The sequence below is a fragment of the Alistipes sp. ZOR0009 genome (assembly GCF_000798815.1).
GTDB lineage: Bacteria > Bacteroidota > Bacteroidia > Bacteroidales > ZOR0009 > Acetobacteroides.
On sequence record NZ_JTLD01000009.1, the window covers coordinates 29,774 to 53,779 of the forward strand.

The 24,006-nt window shown below is 41.5% G+C and carries 29 protein-coding genes; 19 read left to right on the top strand and 10 right to left on the bottom strand.

The window, feature by feature from the left end:
• Window positions 1–2 precede the first annotated feature (2 nt).
• Window positions 3–725, top strand: coding sequence for a TerB family tellurite resistance protein (locus tag L990_RS02935; RefSeq protein WP_047445374.1), 723 nt, complete (start codon window positions 3–5; stop codon window positions 723–725).
• Window positions 726–770: 45 nt separating this feature from the next.
• On the top strand, window positions 771–1,193 hold the full coding sequence (locus L990_RS02940) for a DUF5606 domain-containing protein (protein WP_047445376.1): 423 nt from the start codon (window positions 771–773) through the stop codon (window positions 1,191–1,193).
• 45 nt (window positions 1,194–1,238) lie between these two features.
• Here L990_RS02940 and lepB read toward each other — a convergent pair whose 3' ends face one another.
• The 7 genes from lepB to L990_RS02975 all read right to left on the bottom strand — a co-directional run bounded on the left by lepB (window position 1,239) and on the right by L990_RS02975 (window position 7,561).
• On the bottom strand, window positions 1,239–2,588 hold the full coding sequence (lepB, locus tag L990_RS02945; RefSeq protein ID WP_047445378.1) for a signal peptidase I: 1,350 nt from the start codon (window positions 2,586–2,588) through the stop codon (window positions 1,239–1,241).
• Between the two features lie 14 nt (window positions 2,589–2,602).
• Window positions 2,603–3,319: a 4-hydroxy-tetrahydrodipicolinate reductase gene (gene dapB, locus L990_RS02950; RefSeq protein ID WP_047445380.1), complete on the bottom strand. Its 717-nt coding sequence runs from the start codon at window positions 3,317–3,319 to the stop codon at window positions 2,603–2,605.
• A 169-nt stretch (window positions 3,320–3,488) separates the two neighbouring features.
• Window positions 3,489–3,833, bottom strand: a complete 345-nt coding sequence (gene rplT / locus L990_RS02955; RefSeq protein WP_047445382.1) for a 50S ribosomal protein L20 — start codon at window positions 3,831–3,833, stop codon at window positions 3,489–3,491.
• An 82-nt stretch (window positions 3,834–3,915) separates the two neighbouring features.
• Complete coding sequence (rpmI, locus tag L990_RS02960) at window positions 3,916–4,110, bottom strand: 50S ribosomal protein L35 (RefSeq protein WP_047445384.1); 195 nt, start codon at window positions 4,108–4,110, stop codon at window positions 3,916–3,918.
• Window positions 4,111–4,146: 36 nt separating this feature from the next.
• Entirely contained in the window at window positions 4,147–4,650 is a 504-nt protein-coding gene (gene infC, locus L990_RS02965; RefSeq protein ID WP_047445386.1) for a translation initiation factor IF-3, read from the bottom strand.
• Between the two features lie 102 nt (window positions 4,651–4,752).
• Window positions 4,753–6,690, bottom strand: a complete 1,938-nt coding sequence (gene thrS / locus L990_RS02970; protein WP_047445388.1) for a threonine--tRNA ligase — start codon at window positions 6,688–6,690, stop codon at window positions 4,753–4,755.
• A 304-nt stretch (window positions 6,691–6,994) separates the two neighbouring features.
• Complete coding sequence (locus L990_RS02975; protein ID WP_047445390.1) at window positions 6,995–7,561, bottom strand: hypothetical protein; 567 nt, start codon at window positions 7,559–7,561, stop codon at window positions 6,995–6,997.
• Between the two features lie 221 nt (window positions 7,562–7,782).
• Here L990_RS02975 and L990_RS02980 point away from each other — a divergent pair, with 221 nt between their 5' ends.
• The 16 genes from L990_RS02980 (at window position 7,783) to L990_RS03055 (ending at window position 20,344) form a co-directional block, all read left to right on the top strand.
• Window positions 7,783–9,693: an AMP-dependent synthetase/ligase gene (locus tag L990_RS02980; protein WP_047445391.1), complete on the top strand. Its 1,911-nt coding sequence runs from the start codon at window positions 7,783–7,785 to the stop codon at window positions 9,691–9,693.
• A gap of 206 nt (window positions 9,694–9,899) precedes the next feature.
• Window positions 9,900–10,397: a hypothetical protein gene (locus L990_RS02985; protein ID WP_156121301.1), complete on the top strand. Its 498-nt coding sequence runs from the start codon at window positions 9,900–9,902 to the stop codon at window positions 10,395–10,397.
• Between the two features lie 141 nt (window positions 10,398–10,538).
• Complete coding sequence (locus tag L990_RS02990; protein WP_047445393.1) at window positions 10,539–10,916, top strand: LytR/AlgR family response regulator transcription factor; 378 nt, start codon at window positions 10,539–10,541, stop codon at window positions 10,914–10,916.
• Between the two features lie 198 nt (window positions 10,917–11,114).
• Entirely contained in the window at window positions 11,115–11,516 is a 402-nt protein-coding gene (locus L990_RS02995) for a LytTR family DNA-binding domain-containing protein (protein ID WP_047445395.1), read from the top strand.
• Between the two features lie 156 nt (window positions 11,517–11,672).
• Window positions 11,673–12,305, top strand: coding sequence for a DUF2589 domain-containing protein (locus tag L990_RS03000; RefSeq protein ID WP_047445397.1), 633 nt, complete (start codon window positions 11,673–11,675; stop codon window positions 12,303–12,305).
• Between the two features lie 136 nt (window positions 12,306–12,441).
• Window positions 12,442–13,062, top strand: a complete 621-nt coding sequence (locus tag L990_RS03005) for a DUF2589 domain-containing protein (RefSeq protein WP_047445399.1) — start codon at window positions 12,442–12,444, stop codon at window positions 13,060–13,062.
• 2 nt (window positions 13,063–13,064) lie between these two features.
• Complete coding sequence (locus tag L990_RS03010; RefSeq protein WP_047445401.1) at window positions 13,065–13,277, top strand: hypothetical protein; 213 nt, start codon at window positions 13,065–13,067, stop codon at window positions 13,275–13,277.
• A 4-nt stretch (window positions 13,278–13,281) separates the two neighbouring features.
• Entirely contained in the window at window positions 13,282–13,740 is a 459-nt protein-coding gene (locus tag L990_RS03015) for a DUF2589 domain-containing protein (RefSeq protein ID WP_047445403.1), read from the top strand.
• A 17-nt stretch (window positions 13,741–13,757) separates the two neighbouring features.
• Window positions 13,758–14,204 carry a hypothetical protein gene (locus L990_RS03020; protein WP_047445405.1) on the top strand — a complete coding sequence of 149 codons (447 nt, stop codon included), beginning with the start codon at window positions 13,758–13,760 and terminating at the stop codon, window positions 14,202–14,204.
• Window positions 14,205–14,413: 209 nt separating this feature from the next.
• Complete coding sequence (locus tag L990_RS03025; RefSeq protein WP_156121303.1) at window positions 14,414–14,944, top strand: hypothetical protein; 531 nt, start codon at window positions 14,414–14,416, stop codon at window positions 14,942–14,944.
• A gap of 105 nt (window positions 14,945–15,049) precedes the next feature.
• Complete coding sequence (locus L990_RS03030) at window positions 15,050–15,508, top strand: D-Ala-D-Ala carboxypeptidase family metallohydrolase (protein ID WP_047445410.1); 459 nt, start codon at window positions 15,050–15,052, stop codon at window positions 15,506–15,508.
• A gap of 121 nt (window positions 15,509–15,629) precedes the next feature.
• Window positions 15,630–15,872 carry a hypothetical protein gene (locus tag L990_RS03035; protein WP_047445412.1) on the top strand — a complete coding sequence of 81 codons (243 nt, stop codon included), beginning with the start codon at window positions 15,630–15,632 and terminating at the stop codon, window positions 15,870–15,872.
• 118 nt (window positions 15,873–15,990) lie between these two features.
• Window positions 15,991–18,207, top strand: a complete 2,217-nt coding sequence (locus L990_RS03040; RefSeq protein WP_156121305.1) for a hypothetical protein — start codon at window positions 15,991–15,993, stop codon at window positions 18,205–18,207.
• Window positions 18,208–18,324: 117 nt separating this feature from the next.
• Window positions 18,325–19,086: a 23S rRNA (guanosine(2251)-2'-O)-methyltransferase RlmB gene (gene rlmB, locus L990_RS03045; RefSeq protein WP_047445416.1), complete on the top strand. Its 762-nt coding sequence runs from the start codon at window positions 18,325–18,327 to the stop codon at window positions 19,084–19,086.
• Between the two features lie 181 nt (window positions 19,087–19,267).
• Complete coding sequence (locus L990_RS03050) at window positions 19,268–19,576, top strand: hypothetical protein (protein WP_156121307.1); 309 nt, start codon at window positions 19,268–19,270, stop codon at window positions 19,574–19,576.
• Window positions 19,577–19,723: 147 nt separating this feature from the next.
• A complete protein-coding gene (locus L990_RS03055) occupies window positions 19,724–20,344 on the top strand; it encodes an RNA polymerase sigma factor (protein WP_197057220.1) in 621 nt (206 codons plus the stop codon).
• 58 nt (window positions 20,345–20,402) lie between these two features.
• On the opposite strand, the gene L990_RS19055 is transcribed toward L990_RS03055, so the two are convergent.
• Both L990_RS19055 and L990_RS03065 read right to left on the bottom strand, forming a co-directional pair.
• Window positions 20,403–21,116 carry an FKBP-type peptidyl-prolyl cis-trans isomerase gene (locus tag L990_RS19055; RefSeq protein WP_052180679.1) on the bottom strand — a complete coding sequence of 238 codons (714 nt, stop codon included), beginning with the start codon at window positions 21,114–21,116 and terminating at the stop codon, window positions 20,403–20,405.
• A gap of 148 nt (window positions 21,117–21,264) precedes the next feature.
• A complete protein-coding gene (locus L990_RS03065; RefSeq protein ID WP_156121309.1) occupies window positions 21,265–21,768 on the bottom strand; it encodes a hypothetical protein in 504 nt (167 codons plus the stop codon).
• Window positions 21,769–21,882: 114 nt separating this feature from the next.
• Between L990_RS03065 and mltG the strand changes: the two genes are divergently transcribed.
• The gene (gene mltG, locus L990_RS03070) at window positions 21,883–22,953 is read left to right on the top strand and encodes an endolytic transglycosylase MltG (RefSeq protein ID WP_047445420.1); all 1,071 of its coding nucleotides are present in this window, start codon (window positions 21,883–21,885) and stop codon (window positions 22,951–22,953) included.
• 42 nt (window positions 22,954–22,995) lie between these two features.
• Here the strand turns inward: mltG and murB are convergent, their stop codons facing one another.
• The gene (gene murB / locus L990_RS03075; RefSeq protein WP_047445422.1) at window positions 22,996–23,997 is read right to left on the bottom strand and encodes a UDP-N-acetylmuramate dehydrogenase; all 1,002 of its coding nucleotides are present in this window, start codon (window positions 23,995–23,997) and stop codon (window positions 22,996–22,998) included.
• Between the last annotated feature and the right edge of the window lie 9 nt (window positions 23,998–24,006).

A 24,006-nucleotide genomic window follows, 5' to 3' on the forward strand; every position in this document is an offset into this window, starting at 1 on the left:
TTATGCGATTTGGAAAGTGGGTTGGCGGAAGCATTGGCTGGTGGGTCGGAGGCCCAATTGGTGCCATTATAGGTTTTGCTGTAGGTACTTTTTTTGATAATAGTGAAGTTCGAGTGGGGGCAGAAGGGTACCAGCCCCAATCTGCCCAGGATGGATTTAAGGTGAGCCTGGTGGTTCTTGTTGCCGCCGTTATGAAGGCCGATGGAGAAGTGAAAAAATCGGAGTTAGATTTTGTAAAAGATTTTTTTGTTCGAAATTTTGGCGTTGATGCAACTCGTGATGCTATGCTGATGCTTCGCGATGTGCTAAAGCAGGATGTTTCTATAGATGATGTGTGCCGCCAAATTGGTCAACATTTGGATTATAATACGCGTCTACAGCTGCTGCACTTTCTTTACGGCATTGGGAAGGCTGATGGAGTTCTTGATCAGCGCGAGCTTAGCGTTATTGAGAGAATTGCTTATGCAATGGGAATTTCAGGAGCGGATATGTCTTCAACTAAAGGGATGTACTATGAGGACATAAACTCGGCATATGCCGTTCTTGAGGTGTCGAGTACAGCATCTGATGATGAGGTGAAGAAAGCTTACCGTATTGCGGCTGTAAAGTATCACCCCGACAAGGTAGCGCATCTTGGAGTCGATGTTCAGAAATCGGCCAATGAAAGATTTAGGCAGGTAAATGAAGCTTATGATAAAATTAAGAAAGCCAGAGGTATGGCATAATTTTATATATTTGTACGTTACAACAGAAATAAACTAAATAGTAGTATGGATTTAAGGAAGATTTTGGCAGTTGCCGGATATCCAGGTCTTTACCAATTTGTGGCTCAAGGCCGCAATGGTATTATTGTAGAAAGCCTCGAAGATAAGAAACGATCTAATATTCCTGCTTCGGCAAAGGTTAGTGCCTTAGGGGAAATAGCAATTTATACTGATAGCGAAGAAATTGCTCTTCAAGATGTGCTTCTTGCCATAAAGGAGAAAATGGCAGGAGGACCTGCTCTTGATGCGAAAAAAGCGACAAATGATCAGCTTAAAAAGGCAATGGAGGAGGTTCTTCCTAGCTATGATCGTGAGCGAGTTTATGCTTCTGATATGAAGAAGTTGTTCCTTTGGTATAATATACTTCAAAGTAACGACATGCTTGATTTTGAAGTAGTAGAAGAAACTGAAGAATCTGCTGAAGAATAGTTCTAAAAAAAGGCGACCAAATTTGGTCGCCTTTTTTATGATTTCTTACTTTATTCCGTTAAATATTCGGCTCCATCTAATTCCTCCGAAAAGACCTTTTTGTCCATCGACAGAGAACCAAATGAAGGATGCTTTTCCAACAATATGATCCTCAGGAACAAACCCCCAGTAGCGAGAGTCTGCCGAGTTATGCCTATTATCACCCATCATGAAAAAGTAGTCCATTTTGAAGGTGTAAGAGTTAGTCTGCTTCCCATTAATAGTAATGGTCGAACCGTTCACTTCCAGCTTGTTTTTCTCGTAAATCTCAATGATTCTTCTGTATAGCGGTAGGTTAAGAGATGTCAGTGTAACGGTTGTTCCTTTTTTAGGAATCCAAATTGGACCAAAGTTGTCAACGCTCCACTTGTATCTGGGATCGCTAGGGAAGATATCAATGGATACATCATCCTTGCTGCTAATACTTTCTGCGATATAAACGATATTGTCCAGCTTCTTTATTTCCGCTATGTTTTCAAATGTTGTGGTGATGGAATAGGTAGAAAGCTGATTTTGATCTATCTGCACATCACCCTGGTTGATGCCTAAATTTTCGAATACAGCAGGGTTGATTTCGGTCCCATTCGTTCTTACGATGAATGTGCTTTGTTGTCCTTTTGGGGTATATGCAGGTTTGCTGTTTACGAAAAGCTTACCTTCTTTTACTTGAAGAACATCTCCTGGTATTGCGACGCAACGCTTTATGTAGTTTTCCTTTTTGTCTACAGGACGTACGATAATGTCGTTATTGCTCCAGATTGCTTCTCTGCCATAGTTTCTAACGAGCTGATAGTAGCTTGCTTCTTGATGCTGAAGAACAACCGTGTCGCCTTCGGGAAAGTTGAAAACCACAACGTCGTTTCGTTTCACCTCTCCAAATCCAGCCAAACGCTTATATGGAAGTTCAATCCACGTAAGGAAGGATTTTTTCATGCTGTTGGTAAAAGGCAGTGAGTGGTGGACGAAAGGGAAGGAGATCGGCGTGTTGGGGACTCTTGGACCGTAAGCTGTTTTGCTTACAAAAAGATAATCACCAACTAATAGGGTCTTTTCCATTGATGGGGACGGAATAACGTAGGCCTCAATGAAAAAAATACGAATGATAGATGCCGCAATCACCGCAAAAATGATTGCATCAACCCATTCGATTACAGCATTTTTTTTGCCGCTTTGTTTGTAGTTGCGAGGCTTCCAGAATGTCCAGTTCACCTTTTTGGTGATGTACATGTCGTAGATGATGGCGACTCCAATGATCAGCCAAAAGTTCTGAAGCCAAATTAAAAATAGCAAGTAGGCTAGCGTTATATAGCCAAACTTAAACCATTTATTCGAAAGAATTTCTTTGATTTTGTTCATTCAGAGTGATTGAATTACAGTGTAAGTAAATCGTTCATTGTGTGTATTCCTTTTTTGCCCACTAGGTATTCTGCCGCAAGTACAGCACCTAGGGCAAAGCCTTGCCTGCTTTTTGCGTCGTGAGTAAGGGTTATGGTATCTACAGGAGAGTTGTATGTCACGGTATGAATGCCTGGAATGTCTCCTTTTCGTATAGAGATAATTCCCAACTTACTATCATCAGTTGTAGATTCGTTAACCCATCCAGTTTTTTGTGGGTATTCTTTTAAAATATGCTCAGCAAGGGTGATGGCAGTGCCACTAGGAGCGTCCAATTTCTGGTTGTGGTGCCACTCTTCCATTTCAACGGAGTAATCCTTCAATTTGGCCATGATTTTGGCTAGATACTCGTTTACGTGGAAGAATATGTTTACTCCAAGGCTAAAGTTTGAAGCGTAGAATAAACCTCCGTTATTTTGTGTTACGAATGCTTCCATCTCTGGGAGCCTGTCTAGCCAACCTGTAGAGCCACAAACAAGAGGGACTCCAGCCAATGTGCTCGCTTTGATGTTTTCTATGGCAGAATGAGGGGTGGTAAACTCTATGGCAACATCGGCGGCTTTAAATTTTTCCGACTTAATATCCGGCTGGTTGTCCTTGTCAATAATAAGTATGATCTGGTGCCCTCTGTCGAGCAATATTTTTTCTATTTCGTGGCCCATTTTGCCATACCCGATAAGCGCTACCTTCATTCTCGTAATCTATTGTTCTTGTTAACGAAATTATTTGACTTTTATTGCCCAAATATACTAAAGTACAGCCTACTTTTCTTGTTTGCGATGAAGCTTTTCGATAAAATATCACCTGCAGAAATAAAAAAAGGAGATCTATCGATCTCCTTCTTCCTATTTAGTTTTAACTCTATTTCAAAGTTGCAACGATAGCATCGAATGCAGTTGGGTGATTTAGAGCTAGGTCGGCTAAAACCTTACGGTTTAGAGCAACACCACTTTTCTTAATCTTACCCATGAATTCAGAGTAGCTGAATCCGTGCGCACGAGCTGCTGCATTAATTCTCACGATCCAAAGTGCGCGGAAGCTGCGTTTTTTGTTCTTTCTATCGCGGTATGCATAGGTTTGACCCTTTTCCCACGAGTTCTTGGCAACTGTCCAAACATTTTTTCTTGCACCAAATTGACCTTTGGTACGCTTTAAGATTTTCTTTCTTCTAGCTCTTGAAGCTACGGAATTGACTGATCTTGGCATAGTAATAAATGTTTACGAATTTATAGCGGTCGATTTAACGACTCTTTGGGGGCTATTTCATTCGGTTTGTTAATAAAAAACCTTATAGTACAAGCAGAAGCTTGATGTTGTTCATATCAGCAGGGTGAACCAAGCTAATGTGAGTAAGGTTGCGTTTGCGCTTAGTGTCCTTCTTTGTAAGAATGTGACGCTTGAAAGCATGCTTTCTTTTGATCTTGCCAGTGCCAGTGATTTGGAATCGCTTCTTGGCACCAGCGTTGGTTTTCATTTTTGGCATGAGAACTAACTATTAAAGTGTTAAAACTAAAAATCTTTATTTTTTCTTTGCCGCTTTGGGAGCCATAAACATAATCATACGTTTACCCTCAAGTTTAGGTAGCTGTTCTACCTTTCCTAGGTCTTCGAGCTCTTGCGCAAAACGAAGAAGCAGGATTTCCCCTTGTTCCTTAAACAGGATGGAGCGTCCTTTAAAGAATACGTAGGCTTTAACTTTAGACCCTTCTTTAAGGAAGTTTTCGGCATGCTTTAGTTTGAAGTTAAAGTCATGATCGTCGGTGTTAGGACCGAATCGAATCTCCTTAACTACCACTTTTGCCGCTTTCGCCTTTATCTCTTTTTGCTTCTTTTTTTGTTGATACAAAAACTTTTGGTAGTCGATAATACGACATACCGGTGGATCTGCATTAGGTGTAATCTCAACCAAATCCAACTCCTGCTCATCTGCCATTCTGCGTGCATCGGCAATTGAGAAGACACCGGGGGTCTCAATATTATCGCCAACGAGGCGAACCTGCCTTGCAGTTATTGCTTCGTTGATGCGTAAGCCATCATCTTTGTCCTTGCCATGCTGAGGCTTAAGAGGGCTTCTTCCTGGTTTTTGTAATGCGCTAATAGCTTTATCTCCTATTTTTAGTTACAATTAATTGGCAATCTGGCTTTCAACCTCTGATGTAATAAGCGACGTGAATTCTTCTATCGTCATTACACCCTTGTCGCCTTCGCCTTGCTTACGTACGGCTACGGTACCGGTTTCCGCTTCCTTTTCGCCAACGATAAGTAGGTAAGGGATACGCTTCAATTCGTTGTCGCGAATCTTCTTGCCAATCTTCTCGTTACGGTCATCTAAAACGGCGCGAATATCGGAATTATTTAGCAAATTTAAAACATTTTCCGCGTATTCGTTATACTTTTCGCTAATTGGTAGAATTACGGCCTGCTCGGGTGTTAGCCAGAGAGGGAATTTACCTCCTGTATGCTCAAGTAAAACGGCCACAAAACGTTCCATTGATCCAAATGGAGCGCGGTGAATCATAATTGGGCGGTGACGTTTATCGTCGCTTCCGATGTATTCTAGGTCAAAGCGTTCTGGTAGGTTGTAGTCAACCTGGATGGTTCCCAACTGCCATTTACGTCCAATAGCATCTTTTACCATGAAGTCTAACTTTGGACCGTAGAATGCAGCTTCTCCGTATTCCACTACAGTGTTTAAGCCTTTTTCGGATGCCGCTTCAATGATTGCCTGCTCTGCTTTCTCCCAATTTTCGTCGGTGCCAATATACTTTTCACGATTAACCTTGTCGCGTAAAGATATTTGCGCGGTGTAATCTTTGAAATCAAGCGTTTTGAAGATGTATAGAACGATGTCAATAACCTTCATAAACTCATCCTTTAGCTGATCGGGACGACAGAAAAGGTGGGCATCATCTTGGGTAAAGCCACGTACTCTAGTCAAACCGTGTAGTTCGCCACTTTGTTCGTAGCGGTAAACGGTTCCGAACTCGGCCAAGCGAAGAGGTAGATCCTTGTACGAACGAGGACGCGCCTTGTAGATTTCGCAGTGGTGAGGACAGTTCATCGGCTTAAGAAGAAATTCTTCTGTTTCATCTGGTGTATGGATTGGTTGGAACGAGTCCTTACCATATTTTGCATAGTGGCCAGATGTTACGTAAAGCTCTTTTTGACCTATATGTGGGGTAATTACCTGCTGGTAACCATGCTTTTTTTGTAGTACCTTAAGGAAATTCTCTAGGCGAGCACGAAGATCGGCTCCTTTGGGTAACCATAGAGGTAGGCCTTGTCCAACTCGTTGAGAGAAGGTAAATAGTTCCAACTCCTTACCCAGCTTCCGGTGATCGCGTTTTTTTGCCTCTTCGAGTAGCACAAGATATTCATCAAGCTGCTTCTTTTGAGGGAAGGAGATGCCGTATATACGGGTAAGCATCTTGTTCTTTTCGTTTCCACGCCAGTAAGCACCCGCAATGCTGGTAAGCTTAATTGCCTTGATCGAACCTGTGTCTGGAAGGTGTGGTCCACGACAAAGGTCGGTGAAGTTTCCTTGGGTGTAGAAGGTGATGGTTCCGTCCTGTAGGTCTCTAATTAGCTCTACTTTGTAAGGATCTCCCTTCTCTGTATATGTATTTAAGGCTTCCTCTTTAGATACTTCTTTGCGAACATAGGGTGATTTGGTTCTTGCCAACTCGAGCATCTTGTTCTCTATTTTAACAAGATCAGCTTCTACAAGAGGCTGTCCATTTAGATCGATATCGTAGTAAAAGCCATTCTCGATGCTTGGTCCAATTCCTAGTTTAACGCCTGGATATATTGCTTCTAGCGCCTCTGCCATAAGGTGGGCCGAGGAGTGCCAAAAGGCATTTTTCCCTTCCGTATCATCCCACTTGTGGAGCTTCAAGGTTGCGTCCGTCGTTATTGGGCGCGTCAAGTCCCAAACTTGACCATTAACGGTTGCCGCTAGTACATCTTGAGCCAGTCGAGGGCTAATAGACTTAGCAATATCCAAGCTGGAGCTTCCTTCGGGATATTCCTTTACGCTATTGTCTGGAAAGGTAATTTTAATCATACTGTTTGTAACATTTACACTTTTGAACTTACAAATATATTCGATTTTTGCCTTGTTTAAAGATTAATCTGCCTTTTATTCTACCCATTTGCTCCGAAATATCGTCAATTTATCCGATTGAAGAGAAGGCTGAGCATGTTGGATGGAGTAAGCACGTCAAAAATAGTGCCTATAAGCGACATGTAAGACTGCTTTTGTCCTTGAACGATCGTTTTTTGTAAAATATAGGAAACTAAAGTGCTATATAACTTAGTATCGTTCAACGGAGAGCTAATGCTCGCTTTTTTGTCTATCTGCCGCGTGTTTAGTTTTGTTCGTTGGGAATTCCTTGTAGGGAAATCTCCTCCGCTTCTTTTGCGTGCAGAGCTAGCCAAATAAAGTAGATTAGCATCGTGTAAAAAAGCACGTTTGCTACCTGGCTAAAGAATTTGGCAACTGCGGTGGCTGCTAAAACAACTAAAAGTGAGGTGATAATCTTTGATAACACCCAGAGAACTTTTAGATAATCGAGTGTTTGCTTTTGTACCTTGCCCTTAAACCACGAGGTGTAAATCCATATAATGGTTGCCAATCCAATGATTTTTAGGGAAAAAGCTATCCAAAGAATGGGGATGACAAAAATGAGGTAGGTTAGGAGGTATCCAATGGTGGTAAGCAATGCCGCAATACCGATTGTCGCTATTTTTTTTGTTTGGAAAAGCAGCGAGCCGTTTACTACAATCAGAAGAATTCCGCCTATTTCTGCCATCCGCATCGAATAATCTAGCACAAACTTTCCCCATGTAAGGTTGGTGAAAAATTGTAGGATTGTTCCTAAAACAGCCAAAATCAACGATGTAATGGTAAAATAAAGTAGCGGTTTGAATTTCATTCTGTAAGTAGATTTAGGGTTGCTAATAAAGCGATTTTTGCTAAAGATTGGTTCGTTAATTCAAATTAAAATTACTTTTACAGGTTCGTTTTTTGAAATAGAGCGTGTTAGTCTAAGTTCGGTTACCAACCTCTACTTAGATTGCCGATTTCTGTCAACAAAGATCGAGAAGTTGGCTATTGTTGAATCATAAAATATTTGTGCAACCGTAAAAGTACCATATGAATACTATTATTGATCTATTTGAAGAGAGCGTAAAGAAGTATCCTGATGTAGCTTACCTTTGGGAGAAGAGTAATGGCGCTTTTCAGCCTACAACCTATGCCGAGACTCGTGAAATAGTTAGAGAATTTGCTGCGGGTCTAATGGAAATAGGGGTGCAAGCTGAGGATAAAATTGCAATTCTGTCGGAAGGGCGTAATGCTTGGATGATTTCGGAACTTGGGATTTTTTATGCTGCCGCTACAGATGTCCCCCTCTCAATTAAGTTGGAGGAGGCCAACGATCTACTTTTTAGGTTGGAACACTCCGAGTCGCGATACATTATAGTTTCAGGAAACCAGCTGCCAAAGATTAGGAGTATTATTGGCAAGCTGCCCAATATACAGAAGGTGATTGTGATTGACAGGCTGGATACTTATCAGCCAGGAGAGATCTGTTGGGACGAAGTTCGTGAATTGGGCATAGCGGCGCTGCGGAATTCCCAAAAGCAAGGCGAGCTGATAGAGAGAACCGCACTGGTAACGCCATCATCCTTTGCCAACATTACCTATACCTCCGGCACTACTGCCGATCCTAAAGGAATAATCCTAACGCATAGCAACTATACCTCGAATGTTCAGCAGGCTCTATCGCTTATGGATATCCCGGTTGGTTATAGAACCCTCATTATACTCCCCTTGGATCACTGCTTTGCGCATGTGGCCGGCATGTACAGTTTTATGGCTAGTGGCGGAAGCATCGGAACGGTTCAGGTGGGGCGAACACCAATGGAAACGCTGAAGAATATTCCTATTAACATAAAGGAGTTTAAGCCGAATCTGCTATTGAGCGTCCCCGCTTTGGCAAAAAACTTTAGGAAAAATATTGAGGCGGGAATTCGTGCGAAGGGTAAGGTTCCCGAGCTGCTTTTCAACGCGGGATTAAAGGTGGCCTACGCCTACAACAAGCAGGGATATAATAAGGGTGAAGGGCTTCGAATCCTTCTAAAACCCTTGGTGAACCTTTTTGACAAGATTCTCTTCTCGAAGCTGCGTGGGGTGTTTGGTGGCGAACTCGATTTTTTTATCGGAGGTGGTGCGCTGCTTGATATCGAACTTCAGCGTTTCTACTATGCTATTGGAATTCCCATGTATCAGGGATACGGACTGTCGGAGGCAACGCCAATAATATCGTCTAATGCAGCTAAAAAGCATAAGCTGGGTTCATCCGGATTTCTTGTGCATCCAATGGAACTTAAGATAATGGATGACGCAGGCCGCTCGTTGCCGGTAGGTGAGAAGGGTGAAATTGTGATTAAGGGTGGCAACGTGATGCACGGCTACTGGCGCAATGACAAGGCTACCGCCGAAACGGTGGTAGACGGCTGGCTGCATACTGGCGACATGGGCTACATGGATAAGGATGGCTTTTTGTACGTAATGGGCCGCTTTAAAAGCCTGCTCATAGGCTCCGATGGAGAGAAGTATAGTCCCGAAGGGATTGAGGAGGCGCTGGTTGCCCACTGTAGGTTTATCGATCAGGTAATACTTTACAATTCGCAAAACCCCTACACGGTGGCGCTAATCGTGCCCAATAAGGAGGCTATGAAGCGCTACGTAAAGCACCATAGCCATCATCATAAGTTTGGATGGGACACTACCGAAGGGAAGAAAAAAGCTATAGAGAAACTGAATGAGGAGTTGGCCCAGTTTCGCAAGGGAGGACATCGCGCCGGGATGTTCCCTGAGCGTTGGCTTCCAACAACCTTTGCTATCCTACCCGAAGCATTTACCGAGCAAAACGGTATGATGAACAGCACCATGAAGATTGTTCGTGGCAAGGTGGAGGCTGCCTACCAGAATGTTATCCAAGACCTCTACGCTAACGGTAAGGATATCTATAGCGCCTACAACATAAAATCGCTGGAGTAGCATTTTTCGGCTATTAAACTTTAAGCGCCATTTCATTAGGTTGGAATGGCGCTTTTGCTTAATGGTGTTCTATGACCATTTTGTCTGTGTCCGAATGCCGAATTAGGACTCTGTCTGGGTCAGTCCTACAAACGTTAAACTTCCATCAAAATCAAACTAAACATTGCCAGTTGGTGTTGGTATAGATGTTTTTAAATCCTACAGTTATGAAAAGAATTTTAGTGTTTTTATTCGTGATCTCTTTAGGTGTAGGGGCGTCGGCTTACGCTCAAACCGTGTCTAAAGATGTGGAAAGGCTAAAGAAGGATGTAAAGGACGAGAAGGTTAAGAAGCAGTCCGACCTAAAGGCTGATGTAAAGGCCAAGGAAGACAAGGTTAAAACTAAGGAAAAGAGTACCAAGGAGGCGATTAAGGAGGATTACCAAAAGTCGAAGGCTGCCGTAAAGAAGGAGGAAAAGAAGGTGGAAGCCAAGACGAAAGCGGCTTACAACGATGTGAAGAGCGCTGTTAAGGAGGATAAGGAGGCCGTGAAAAAGGAGTACCAGAAAGATAAGGGCAAAGTGAAGGCTAAAGCGGCCGAACTTACGACTACCGATCAGCTGGTTCCCAACCTAAAAGGTCCAAATGGCGAGAAGGTTTACCTTGGGCCTAAAGGCGGAAAGTATTACATCAACAAAAACGGGAACAAGACTTACTTAAAGTAAACATCAAAGGCTGCCATCACAGGCAGCCTTTTTTATGGGAAGTTTTGGCTCGATAGAAGTGCACGTTTACTGGGGATTTCCTTCTTTTTTTGCCTGTTGCTTTGCTTTATTTGCCGTTATTCAGCAACTGGTAATTTATATATGAAAGAAAAAAGCATAAAGCAAACTATTAATATTCTTGAAATTCCTGCGCAAGACAGCATAATGGCTATTCGCGAAAAGAATTTGACAAGATTTATTAATCTAAGAGATGTTACGCACATCAAGAGCAACAGCTACTTGTCAATAGTTTATACGATCGAAGGGGAGGCTTTCACTTTTTCTAAGCTGCTGAGGCAGTTTGAGGAGAGCCTTCATGATTACGGATTTGTGCGGGTAAACAGAAACTCCATCGTCAATTTGATTCACGTAGAGCGGTATGAAGCAGGTGATAACCCGGTTGTATTTTTACGAGGGGAGCGAAATTTAGCGGTTTCTCGTCGTCGCTGCCGCCTTATTCGAAGTTTATACCTTTTTTAATAGCTTAACATAAAGAGTGTTTTTAACCTCTTATTGGACTATTGCGACCTTTTATTAGGTTTTTTTACCATAGTAAATATAAGGTGTTTTGATGCTGTAACTTGTGTATTAAATAAATCTTTCTTTTAGGAGCGATTTACTAATATTTTAATTCTCTTATAAGAATGTTGTGTGTGAAATCTGTAAAAGATCATTAAAATGGAAAGCGTAAACTATCAAACAACAGGAGGGGCGGGAATTCACCAGCCAAAGTTTATTAGCCAGAAAGAGCAGAAAATTATAGTAAGGGCAAAGTCGGTTAGCCATATTCTGAATATGGCCGAGGTTACGCATTTGATTTGCGATTGCTACCTCACAACGCTGTATTCAAAATCGGGTGGAAGTGTGATGGTAGCCAAACTACTAAAGGAGTTTGATGATGAGTTGCGCGATTACGGTTTTATACGGGTTAACCGGAATGCAATGGTAAATGTGTTGCACGTGGTTAGCATTGCAAACGGGCGTCGTCGGCTGGTGACCCTTTCAAATAATGCCACAATAGAGATATCTAGAAGGGGAATGGCTAGGCTAAAAGAGTCGGTTGAAGTAAAAAGCCTATAAGAGAGCAGCTGGTAAGGCTTTTCGCACCCTTCATTAGATCTGCAGACCAATGTACGCTAACAGGCAGATAGGATTGTAAATTTGAGATGTAATTAATTACAAGTGGATGGTGACGCCACTATAAATGCAGCCAAAAAACAGTTATAAATTACAATTATGTCACAAGAATTGGTTTCAATGGCGCAGGCATTTTCTGGTCTGCCCATGGATTCTCTAATCGGAGGTCCACTTAATGCTGCTGCAAAAGCAAACGCAGCAATGGCTCTTACCCAAACATCATTTTTGTTAGACACATGCTTTAGTAAAAAGGATGAGAAGAACTATGAGCCTATCCTTATTTCGATGACTCTGACAAGAGGGGTTATCCAACCAGCTGAAGCCGGAAAGGATCCTATCATCAAGCAGGTGCAAACAAAGTTCGAGCTGCCTATCTTGACCATTATTCCTCTAAACTCGTTGGCTGTAGACAATGTTGACATTTCGTTCGAAATGGAAGTGAAGTCTAGCTTTGGGGAGGATACTCATGAAGAAAAGTCTAAGGCTCTTAAAGCAGAATCAAGCTTCGAAGCAAAGTTTGGGTATGGTCCTTTCTCTGCCACCATTAAGGGTAGCGTTAGCTACGATCAGAAGGAGTCTTCTTCTCGTGATACCCACTACCAGAAAAGCAACTCTGCAAAGTACACTGTAAACGTGCATGCAGGACAGCTTCCACTTCCTCAGGGGGTAACGACTATCATTGACGCTTTCACGAAGTCTATTGAACCTATTGAACTGCCTGTAAGCAAGTAGACCGAAAGTAGGATTAAAGATTTTGGTAAGGTTTAGTTGAGTGAGGTTTGAACGGATGTTCAGCATCTCTATGTAAAGTATTCACTGGCATGTAAAAATGCCAGTGAATATCAAAAATCTTTTGACAACAATTATTATGGATAACAGTAACGATTCGGGACCGCAGTTCGGGAAGCAGCTACCTAGCATGGTAGATCTTCTAAGTGCTCCGTTGGTTGCGGCAGCCTCAGCCAACTCGTATATGGTAAGGGAGCAAACTCGATTTTTAATGGACACCTGCTTTGTGGCCAAAGGCTCAAACCAATTTGAACCGATAATGATTGAGATGTCTCTGACAAGATCGGTAATGAAGGAGGGGGCAGGAGATGGACCCCAGTTTCAGACTGTAAGAAGCGTTTTTCAGGTCCCTATTCTCACAATGGTTCCCTTGAATTCATTGGCGGTAGATAATGTGGATATTGATTTTAGCATGGAGGTGGTGTCGTATTCGAGCAATACCTCTACCACAACGACAAAGAAGGAGGAGCCGAACGCAGGTACTAGCGGATGGTATGACAAATCAGCCTCTAACGAGCCAGCATTAACAGGAAAACTTAGCTATGATTCTAACGATAAAAGTGAGAATAGAAGCCATAACGCATCTAAGCTAAACGTGAAAATTCATGCAGGAACGGTTCCTTTACCAACTGGCGTAACCACCCTGATAGACCTGTACCTGAAATCAATTAACGCAGTCCCATCTTCAGTACAGCAATAGCTATGGATGATAAATTACAGAAAATAGGATGTCCCGTTTGCCAGCATCCGATATACTTTGAGGTAAAACGGCTAATACAAGGCGAATCGTTTATCTGCGCAAACTGTAAGAGTGCGGTCAGCCTTTCTTCATCGAGCAGCCAAGTGGTGCAGCAGGTGATGTCAGAGTACGAAAAGTTGAAGGTTAAAAAAAATATAAACGACAAAAAAAACTAGAACTATGATAAAGTTAAGAGCGTTTGTAGATGCAATCCATGATGCAATTGTAGGTGCTAACGATACGCTTACGGATAGCAGCGTGGGGATTATTGCCAAATTTTTTAAAAAGGCATCGCCAGATGGAAGTGACGATGTTCTTGTTCCAGAATCGATTGTAGTAAAGTATCCCCATGTAACAGACAAGGGGGTAGAGGAAGTTGATGTGAAAGTGCCGCTGCTGACGTTGGCTCCTATAACCTGTCCTACGATAGATGAAGTGGAGTTTACAACAAAGTTCGAGATGGATATTGTCGAGAATGAGCTGAATCTAAACTTCTCGAGAGATAATAAAGATACCAAGGAAACGACTTCAAATAGAACTGGAAATATAAAAATACGAATAACACCACAGGAAATTCCAGAGGGGTTAAAGAGCATCATTGAAGGGTACGAAAGAGTTTTGAAATCACAGATTCCTTGATTTAAAATTTTACGGCTATGTGGTTTCGGAATAAAAAGTCAAGAAAACAGGAGGTCTCTCTATCTCAGATTATAGCCGACTTTAAAGAGGCTCTGAATAGAAGCCAAGAGGCTCATGAAAAGTATCAGTTAGCCCGGGTAAAAGAGTTCTACAATGCAGATGGGACGCTAAAAACTACCAGGTTTAAGGCGGAAGACGGCATGGAGATGGAAATTCCCAACTGTAAGCTTGTAAACCATTCCATACTTCATCTGGATGAGTTTAGGATGCAGTTTCAGGCACGAATAGGGGAAGTAAAATTGGACGGGTTACGGGAAAATTATGCTGAAATGGTAACGGCTCCTTTGCTAGTGACTTTTTCGGAAATGGTTGGAGGAAGCCAGATTCAAGTCGAAATTTCTTACAAAAAAAATAAGGAAGAAACGCTGCTTTTACATTCGAAACTGAATGAGGATAGGTTGTAGCGGTGCTTTTAATTTGTGGAATAGCTATCAGTTGAGTAGGATAGAATTACAGGTAAGCCGAAAACTGGATAGAGTAGGCAAAATTATTGGGGTGTGCTTTTTCTGAGGAACTCATTAGGGCTTAAAAGTCAAGAGAAGGGCTATGTGTTGATTTTAGGCTGTAGAAGATACTCCATGTAAGCAGCATCTCCTTTTTAAAACAAAATTTTATGGTGAGTTACAGACAGTCGTTTAACAATTCTTGCGGGGCAGCTTCTCTTATGTGTGCAGCGTTAGAGCTAGGTGTTAATACAATTCCAAACAAGCCCGCGATTCATCCTCTGTGGACTGGTTCTCATACAATACACGAGAGGGGGGACCTTACATCAGAGGCTAGAATTTACGCGGTAACTTCAGGTAGCCCTGGTGCTCCATCAAACCAGAGCGGGTATTCGCTACCTAGTCGTATTGGTTTTACTGCAAAGGAGTTAGGTTTGACAACTATTGCTTTTGTTCCAAGATCTATTGTTGGTAATCTGTTGCTTTTTTTGTATGGAAGCGAAAAAATTGATGCAGAAAGGGTTGGAATGTTGCTTAAAAGAGAGGCTGCTCCACCGCTAGCCGATAGGCAGCGACTTTTGAGAATATTGAGAGTTGGAGAAGCTCTAGTTGGCGTCCTAACACTGGACTACATTATGTTATGGAGCGTCCTGACGCTAGTATTATGGACCCTGCTGTTGGGCAAAATTTTCCAAATTTAGATATGGCCATTGCCGCACATCGGGCTAATGGGGTGTCATATCAAGATACAGGGTTGGCTATTTTGGTTGTTTAATCCTAAGTGTGTTCCTTAAAAATTTGATGTTATGAATTTATCTAAGAACCTTACGTTGGAGGAGGTTACAAAGTCCTCGACGGCTGAAAAATTAAAGATTCGGAACGATAATATGACCGAAGAAGTTTTAGCCAACTTGAAAGCGTTGGCAGAGGCCATATTTCAAGCTGCAAGAGATAAGTTGGGCCCAATTCGAATTTCATCTGGATATAGGTCTCCTGAGTTAAATAAGGCTGTTGGAGGGTCACAAACCTCACAACACTCCAAAGGAGAGGCGTTAGACCTTCAGGGAATTAGCGTGTCAAATAAAGAGTTGTTCATGTTTATCAAAGATCATCTAGATTTTGATCAGCTAATATGGGAGTTTGGAACCAATACTAATCCAGAGTGGGTGCATGTTTCATATCGAAGAAGCGGAAAAAATCGTAAGCAGGTTTTAATTTCTGTGAAAGAAAATGGGAAAACAGGATATAAAAATTGGCCAGCATAACGATTTTTATTGCACTCTATACCTGATTTAAAAATTTAATGGATGGCTATTATCTAAAATAATAGCAGGCAGATCTGAAAAGCCTTAATAGAGTAGGTGAAATTTTTAAAATAAAAACTTTATGAGCGATTACTATTGTTGGTTGCAGTACTACGATAAGGATACAGCCAAGCAAACTAGCAGCAGTGAGATAAGGTACTATCAAGGACATAAGCATGGGGTTCAGCCAAGTGCAAATAACTGGAATGACTGTCTTAATGATTTAGTTTTGGCTGTAAATGGGGTTAGAAATCCCCCATTGAAACCTTTGTCAAAAGAAGTTATCAGTAAAGATGCAGAAAGAAAAACGCGCTCTGCGCACTAGTTAACTTTTTCTGCGAGCTCCCATTTGTTTTTTATCGAATCAGAAGAAGAAATAGTAGTTTTTTCTTTTTAAAAAGACTGTTAAAACGGTTCCCATGCCTTTCTTTAAAAGAAGTACATTGAAAAAGAACTTAGTGAAAATAGGAGTTCTGGTGGGTGTTTGCTTGGTGGTGTCACATTTTAGCAAAACGGTATTAAGTGAAGACGGGGAGCGGAGAAGCCTTATAAGCTATGCGGACGAGGTTGTTGCTCAGATCGGTGATAGTCTTTTGTTTGAAACTGGATTAACACAGCATATAGTCGACTCAGTTGGGGCGAAGGTTGCTTTGGGTTGTTTAGAAAACTCGGTCGATTATTTTGATACGTTGTTGTTTAGAAGGGTGGCACTGTCGGTGCTTGAACGAAATTCTCGTATCGACGGTGCCTTTATTCTCCTTTTAAAAAAGAAAGATGGAGCGAATGTTCGGCTAGAAGCCGCTGCATACTGGGAAAGAAAAAAAGACTCGGTAGAGGTTACTAATTGTACTAGGGACAATTGCTTGCTTTGGAATTCAGAAAGTCTCATTTGGGAAACCGTATCAAAGGATGGAGGTTTGTCCTCTTGGATTGCACCTCACTTCAATCTGCTTATCAAAAAGAGGGTCGTTACTTATGCTTGCGAGATAAAGCTGTCTGACAGTTTGTTTTGCTATGTAGGAGCAGACTATACCGTTTCTAAAGTTTATAGCATGCTCAATGGCTGGAAGGCAGGTCGGATAGGGTATCCTTACTTGATGAATAATAGCGAAGAGTTTATAGCTCATCCTAACAGTGATACTCGTACGCTAGGAGAAATAGGGAGAGCATATGGTGAGGAAACTTTAGTAAAACTGTCTGAAAATATTGAAGATACAGCAAGGATAAATCCAACGGATTACTATCATTTGAATACAGTATCTAAGGCAATGTGCTGGGAAAATGTGGTTCGTCTAGATTCTTTGGGTTGGCTATTAGGTGTTTCTATAACAGATCAACAAGTGTATAGTAATCCTCAATACTTTAATCAGCAGCGAAAAAACTGCATGCAGAGTTCGTTTGCCTATTTAGGCGGATTGCTGATTTTTGAGATATTGGTGATTTTGCTTTTGTTTCGGAAAGAAGAGGTGGCTTCATTAGTGGGAGGCACTGTGCTAATTATTTTCATTGTTGAGATTGTTTTGTTATGTCATATTAGTATTAGATATCCTTCTATTGATTTTTCAGATATGGAGATTGCTAAGAGCGCTAGCCAAAAGAGCAAATTGCTGAGGGAAGGGGTTGAGAATAATAAGGATACTCAAAAGATTTCAACCAATTTTGATCGTTGGAATTTTTCGATGTTGCTAGACGAGGATGGTGCAAAAGACTACGTTAATCTTTATAGAAGGGGGTTGGTGGGGAAGACTGATTTGCAAACGTTTCTAGTACCTGTCGGAGTATATGTGTTAACTGTTAAATTTACAGATTCATACACAACAACGCTTTCTGGCTATGTTTGGCAGATCATTCCTTATGGCCAAAATATTCAGCCTGGTATCTTATTTCCCGATGCTGAAAATTCAAATTTTGATCATAAAGATAGCGCCTTTGTAGTTGGGGGTAATCATGAAAAGTCGATTTTTTACAGGTGGCATTTTTCTACAGAAATTAGAGAACCGTTTGATTATAAGAGATTCCCATTCGACTATAATGCACTTTGGATTAGAATTTGGCCAGCGGATATGGATAAAAATGTGATTTTAATACCAGATTTTAAATCATATAACCTAATCCATCCATCTTTTAAGCCAGGCCTCGATAACGATGTTATAATTCCAGGATGGGAGATTGACGGAACCTACTATTCATTTAAAGAAAAGAGTTATAGCACTAGTTTTGACTCCAATCAGTCCAACTTTAAGGATGGGTTTCCGGAGTTGCATTATAACATAATTCTCAGAAGGGATTATTTCGATACCATAATAACGCGAATAATACCTATTGCCGTCCTTCTTTTTATGACCTACTCTATTTTATGGATATCAAAGCGAGAGGATGCTTTAGATGTTGCAATTGCTTGTGCTGGATTGTTGTTTGTTGCAGTCTTTGAGCATGTTAATCTCCGTAAAAACATGGATGCAACTGGCGTAATTTATATGGAGTACTACTATTTTGCAACTTATATGCTTTTAGTTCTAGCTTCTGTAAATGCAATTCTAGATAGTCGACTTTCTAGATATCTCCCAGAATATCTCGGTTTTTCAAAGTTGATGGTTATCGTATATTGGCCATTGCTGCTTCTGATCGTTTTAGTGGCAACTATCATAACTTTTTATTAATCATGGTGTTTTTTCTTCTTTTGTCTAATGCTAATAGCTTATTAGACAAAACAGAGAAGGAATCATTAAGGCTTATTTTCTTTCCTTTTCGTATCTTTGCCGCAAATAATTAGAGTTATGAGCGAAAGCAATCAGAACGCAATTTTCGGTATACGCCCTGTGATAGAGGCGATAAATGCTGGCAAACAGCTGGATAAGGTAATGGTTAAGAATGGGCTCGAAGGGGAGCTGATTCAGGAGTTGAAGGATTTGCTTAAGCGCAACCGTATCTTTGTACAGTATGTTCCCGAAGAGAAGCTGAACTCTGTAACCCGCCAAAACCATCAGGGAGTAATTGCTTTTGCGGCTCAAATAGAGTACTACGAGTTGGAGGTGGTGGTAACCGCCGCCCTCGAAAAGGAGAAGGCTCCTCTATTCCTCATTCTTGATGGGGTAACCGATGTGCGCAACTTTGGTGCTATTGCTCGTACGGCCGAGTGTGCCGGGGTCGATGCCATTATTATTCCAGCAAAGGGATCTGCCCAAATCAACTCCGATGCCATTAAAGCATCGGCTGGGGCGCTGCACTTCATCCCGGTTGTTAAGGTATCTAGCCTTCGCACGGCCATCTTCTATCTGCGCGATAGCGGTATTCAGATTGTGGCCTCATCCGAAAAGGCCCGCCATATGATGTACAAGGTGGACATGACGCCACCAACAGCAATTATCATGGGATCGGAGGATAAGGGGATTTCTAGCGATAACCTCAAGTTTGTTGACGAGATGGTGAAGGTACCACTAAGCGGACAAATTGAGTCGCTAAACGTAGGGGTTGCTGCCGCGCTGGTTGTTTTTGAGGCTGTTCGCCAGCGTATTTACGAGCACTTAGAGGAGATTTAATGCTTTTTTACTTGATAGTAGGGAGCGCTGAACCGTTGGTTTCAGCGCTTTTTTTTTCGGGGGATTAGCCGCCAGTCTGGGCATATTGCCGATTGCTGTTTTGGGCAAGATATTTTTGCTACCTTTTAGGAGCCTAAAACATCGTTTCCGATAGTTTGTTGTTGGTGCTAAAACTTAAAATATGGAATGTAACAGTTGTAAATCTGAGCTGGCTCTCCGAAATATCATGGAGCTGGCCTTTAAGGGAAAATCTACCTGCCTAAAATGCGGAACCTCGCTAGGCTTAAAAAACCGCTTTTTTGTAACCTTTCTGCTGGTGCTGCTGCTTTTGTTTGTGCTAGTCGCATCCTACTTTTTGGTGGTTAGCCGCATCAAAATGGGTATGGGCATAGGGTGGAGCGTGCTGACTTTACTAACGCCTTGGGTAATTTTTATGGTTGTTTTTGCCATGCTGGTGGTTCCTGCAATGGAGGTTGAACGGCGAAGTTAACAAACTGTTTTTTGTGTAATGGCTAATTTTACAGCTGTTTATGCGCTTTGTGCTGGTTTCGTTAGCTAAAAATTTAACAAGTCGTTAACCCTTTTCTGTTAGTTTTTAAGCAGCTCTAAGGGCTAGTTTGAATATTTTGCAGCGTGTTTGAAAGACAGAGATAACAGTTTTGACAACCTTCAAAAAATTCAGACTTTGAAAACGGCTACTCTAACAGATAATGACTTGGTTGGTCGCATAGCAACTGGATGCGATAACTCTTATGCAATACTACACGATCGTTACCGTCGTAAGGTTTTAGGGTATGTTACTCTTTTTATCCGTCGTCAGGACGTTGCCGAAGATATAACGCAGGACGTTTTTATTAAGGCATACCGATCTTTGAAGGCTGGATACTATCAGGACAATGGGAAGTTTGTGCCTTGGTTGATGCGCATTGCCCGTAACTTGGTTATCGATCACTTTCGGAAGGATTCTCCCATTTTTGTGGAAGATGGTAGCCCAATGGACTACAAACTGCGTAGTATGACAGGGGATGATTCTCCTGAAAAGTTAATAATTAGAAAGCAGCAGAAGTACAGCATAAAAAGCCTTATTGACGAGCTTCCGAAGGAGCAGAAAGAGGTGGTGCTGCTTCGTTTTTATATTGGCTTAAGCTTTAAGGAAATTGCAGAATATACCGATGTGAGTATAAATACAGCTCTAGGACGCATGCGGTATGCCTTGATTAACCTAAAGAAAAAGGCTGTTTCAATGGAACGTTTTTAAACATGTCTGTTTGTGTTTGTTTAAAGAAAGAGGCTACCCTTTAGGATAGCCTCTTTCTTTATTTCATATTTCCTTTTATCACTTTAATGAGGTCTACCCTAAAAATCAAACCTTTATTGGGCTCTATCTTTGAGTTTCCCTCTGCTCCGTAGGCCAAACTGCTTGGGATGTATAGCATGATGGTATCTCCGGGTCGTACTAGCTGTAGCCCTTCCTGCCATCCTTCAATGAGGTCTTTCATCGGTACTTTGGTTGGGACGCCTAGCTCGTATGAGGAGTCGAACTTAGAGCCATTAAGGAAACGGCTCTCGTAGTTAATAAGAACGGAGTCTTGGAGTGTTGGTGCTGCTTCGGGCGAATTTCCTCGGACAATTATTTCGTATTGAAGGCCGCTGGGAGTCGTTTTTATGTTTGCCTTTTTCTTATTTTCAGCGAAAAAGCGAATTTCCTCATCGGAGTTATCCTTCGTTATCTTGGCTATACGATCCTGCTCTTTCGTATAGGCCTGACTTTGGAGTAATTCTAGCAAATAAGCTTGCTGTTCCGAATCGATCAGCTTACCGGTGCTTTTGCTCGCCTTCATCCCTTGGTATACCAAGTCGTAGTTTAGCACCATATTAATTTGATCCAGCGAGTTGGCAACAGCCATTCCGTACGCATATGAAATGCTGTCGTTTTGTGTTCTTAGAAACACCTTGGTGGTGTTGGTCTGAGCAAATGAAATACTGGCAACAAGCGCAAGTATTCCAACTAGGGCAATCCTTACTTTCATAACGGAGGTTTTTAGTTTGATTTGTACCTAACAAGTAACCGTTAAGGTTGCCATAAAGTTGGATTTTGACGAAAATTAAAGTAGTCTGGTTCGAGAAGTATAAAAAAATCCCCTCGCATCAGAAGGGATTTCCTTTAGATTTTCAGTCTTAGTATAATTGGGATACTTCTTGCTTTATTTTTTGTTTGGCTGCCTGGTTGGGCGATGCATCAAGATTGGCGTATGCTTCTAGGATAATTCTTGATAGCTGTATGGCCCTATCTGTTGGTTCAACTTTTAGGCTGCACGAGTTTATAAGTCCTACAGTATTGTTCTTAGCGTTTACAATGTGGGTCCAAGCATCCTGGCTTAGGTAAAGTTGCTGTGATAGATTGTGCTCAAATTCCGAACGGATGCTGCTTAGCAGCTTCGATTGCAGCTCGTTGGCAGTTTGGCATTGTCCAACTCTTACTAAAAGAGAGTCTGGTGCTATTCTTTCCAAAAAAATAAGGCATCGTTCGTAGGCCTGTAGCCTTAATGGAATGGTTATTTTGCTCGATGAAATCTTCTTTTCAACTTCTTTTAAGGACGTTTGGTTACGCGAAATAAGCATCATGGCCACAATGGCAACGGCGCTAATGCTTGCTATAGATGCGATAAGTAGGATTTCCATCTTCATTAAATTTTTCCAAAAATATAATATAACTGCGGACAATTGTCATCCTTTTTGAAGGTTTGGGGTTAAGGTTTACCATATTTCGCTTATTTTGCAGAAAAATTTTGCTAAATGAGTTCATCAAAAAAATCAAAAGGAAAACACCCGTTGAGAAGGGTGGTTATAGCTATTGGTTTGGTTGGCGTATGTGCTGCCCTAATATGGGGCTACGTTCAGTATACCCGAGTGTATAAGAATAACGTAGAGTTGGGCGAAAAAAAATCGGCCTACGTTTGTATTCCAACAGGAAGTGACTTTGCTTCTACCATGTCAATATTTAAAGAAAGCGGCTATATTAAAGATTTTGACTCGTTTGAGCGCTATGCAAACGTTAGGGGATACTTCAATAAAATTCGGCCAGGAAGATATAAACTGGTGAAAGGAATGAGTAACCATAGGTTGCTGAACATGCTTCAGTCTGGGACGCAGGAGCCTGTTCGTCTTGCAATAAACAATATCAGAACTAAAGAAAAGCTGGCTTCTATAATAGGTAAAAATTTGGAACCCGACTCGTTGAAAATTATAGCATTGCTTAATAGCGATTCTGTTGCAGCCTCGTTAGGAATGACTCCAGAAACGATTATTAGCCTTTTTATTCCTAATACTTATGAAATGTACTGGAATATTTCGGCCTCGGATTTAATCGGAAGGATGAAAAAGGAGTATGACGGGTTTTGGTCAAAAAAAGGAAGGCAGCATAAGGCCGATTCGATGTCGTTAACCCGTGAGCAGGTGATTACAGTTGCTTCTATTGTTGATGAAGAAACCAACTATTCGCCAGAAATGCCAACCATTGCAGGTGTTTACCTTAATCGAATCAAAAAGGGGATGCTCCTTCAGGCTGATCCAACCGTAAAATTTGCCATTGGAGATCCTACTATTCGTCGTATTCTTAATCGTCATTTGGTCTTTGATTCGCCATATAATACGTATAAGTATAAAGGGTTGCCTCCAGGTCCAATTGCACTACCTTCGATAGAGGCTATTGATGCTGTGCTGAATAGCCATAAAACGGATTACCTCTATTTTTGTGCTAAAGCAGATTTTTCAGGAGCGCATGCTTTTGCCACTAACGAGGCTGACCATTTGAAAAATGCGAGGGAATACCAAACTGCACTAAATAAACGAAATATCAAGAAATAGAAAAGGCCGCAATTGCGGCCTTTTCTATTTCTTGATATGTTATTAAAGGATGTTTACCTCTTTTTCGAGTTCAATCGAGAACTTGATTCTTACGGCCTCTATAATTTCGTTTGCAAGGTCTATAACTTCTTCCCCTTTCGCATTTCCTAGGTTTATTAGCACCAAAGCCTGCTGGCTATGAACTCCAACATTACCTCGCTTTATACCCTTAAATCCGCAGGTTTCAATGAGCCATGCGGCTGGGATTTTAACCATTTGGTTTGCCGCAGGGTAACTTGGGATGTTTGCGTAGCTGCTTTGAATAGTTTCGAATAGATTTTGGTTTATGGTTGGGTTTTTAAAAAAACTACCACAGTTGCCAAAAACTTTGGGAGAGGGGAGTTTTCGCTCTCTTATTGATATTACGGCATTACGAACAGTTTGGATGTTTGTTTTCGAGTAGTTCTTTAACTCCTCTTCAATGTTCCCATAGTGGGTTTTTAAGGTTGGGGTTTTACTCAATTCGAAGGTTACATGGGTAATTACAGTCTTCCCTTTTAGGCTGCGTTTAAATATGCTATCTCTATAGCCGAATTGGCATTCCTCGTTGCTAAATGAAAAAGGAGATTGATTCTCAATATAAAATCCGTCAACCTTGATAATTGTATCTTTTACCTCTACTCCATATGCTCCAATATTTTGCACTGGGCAAGCACCTACATTTCCCGGTATTAAAGAGAGATTTTCTAGGCCACCTAATTCTCTTTCGACCGTAAATTTTACGAAGTCGTCCCAATCCACACCCGCACTCGATTTAATCCAAACGCTATTAGGTGTTTCGTTTACAATCTCTATATTTTTTTCTAGAGGTTGTAGGACTACTCCATCAAAGTCGCTGGTAAATATGCTATTGCTACCTCCTCCTAGGATGTATAAGGGCGATTGGTTATTTTTTAGGAAACTGAAGAGTTCGTCGTTGTTACAGGTCTGAATAAATTTTCTGGCCTTGGCTTCGATTCCAAAAGTGGTTAGCTCCTTTAAGGAGACGTTTTCTTTTACAATCATCAATATTGT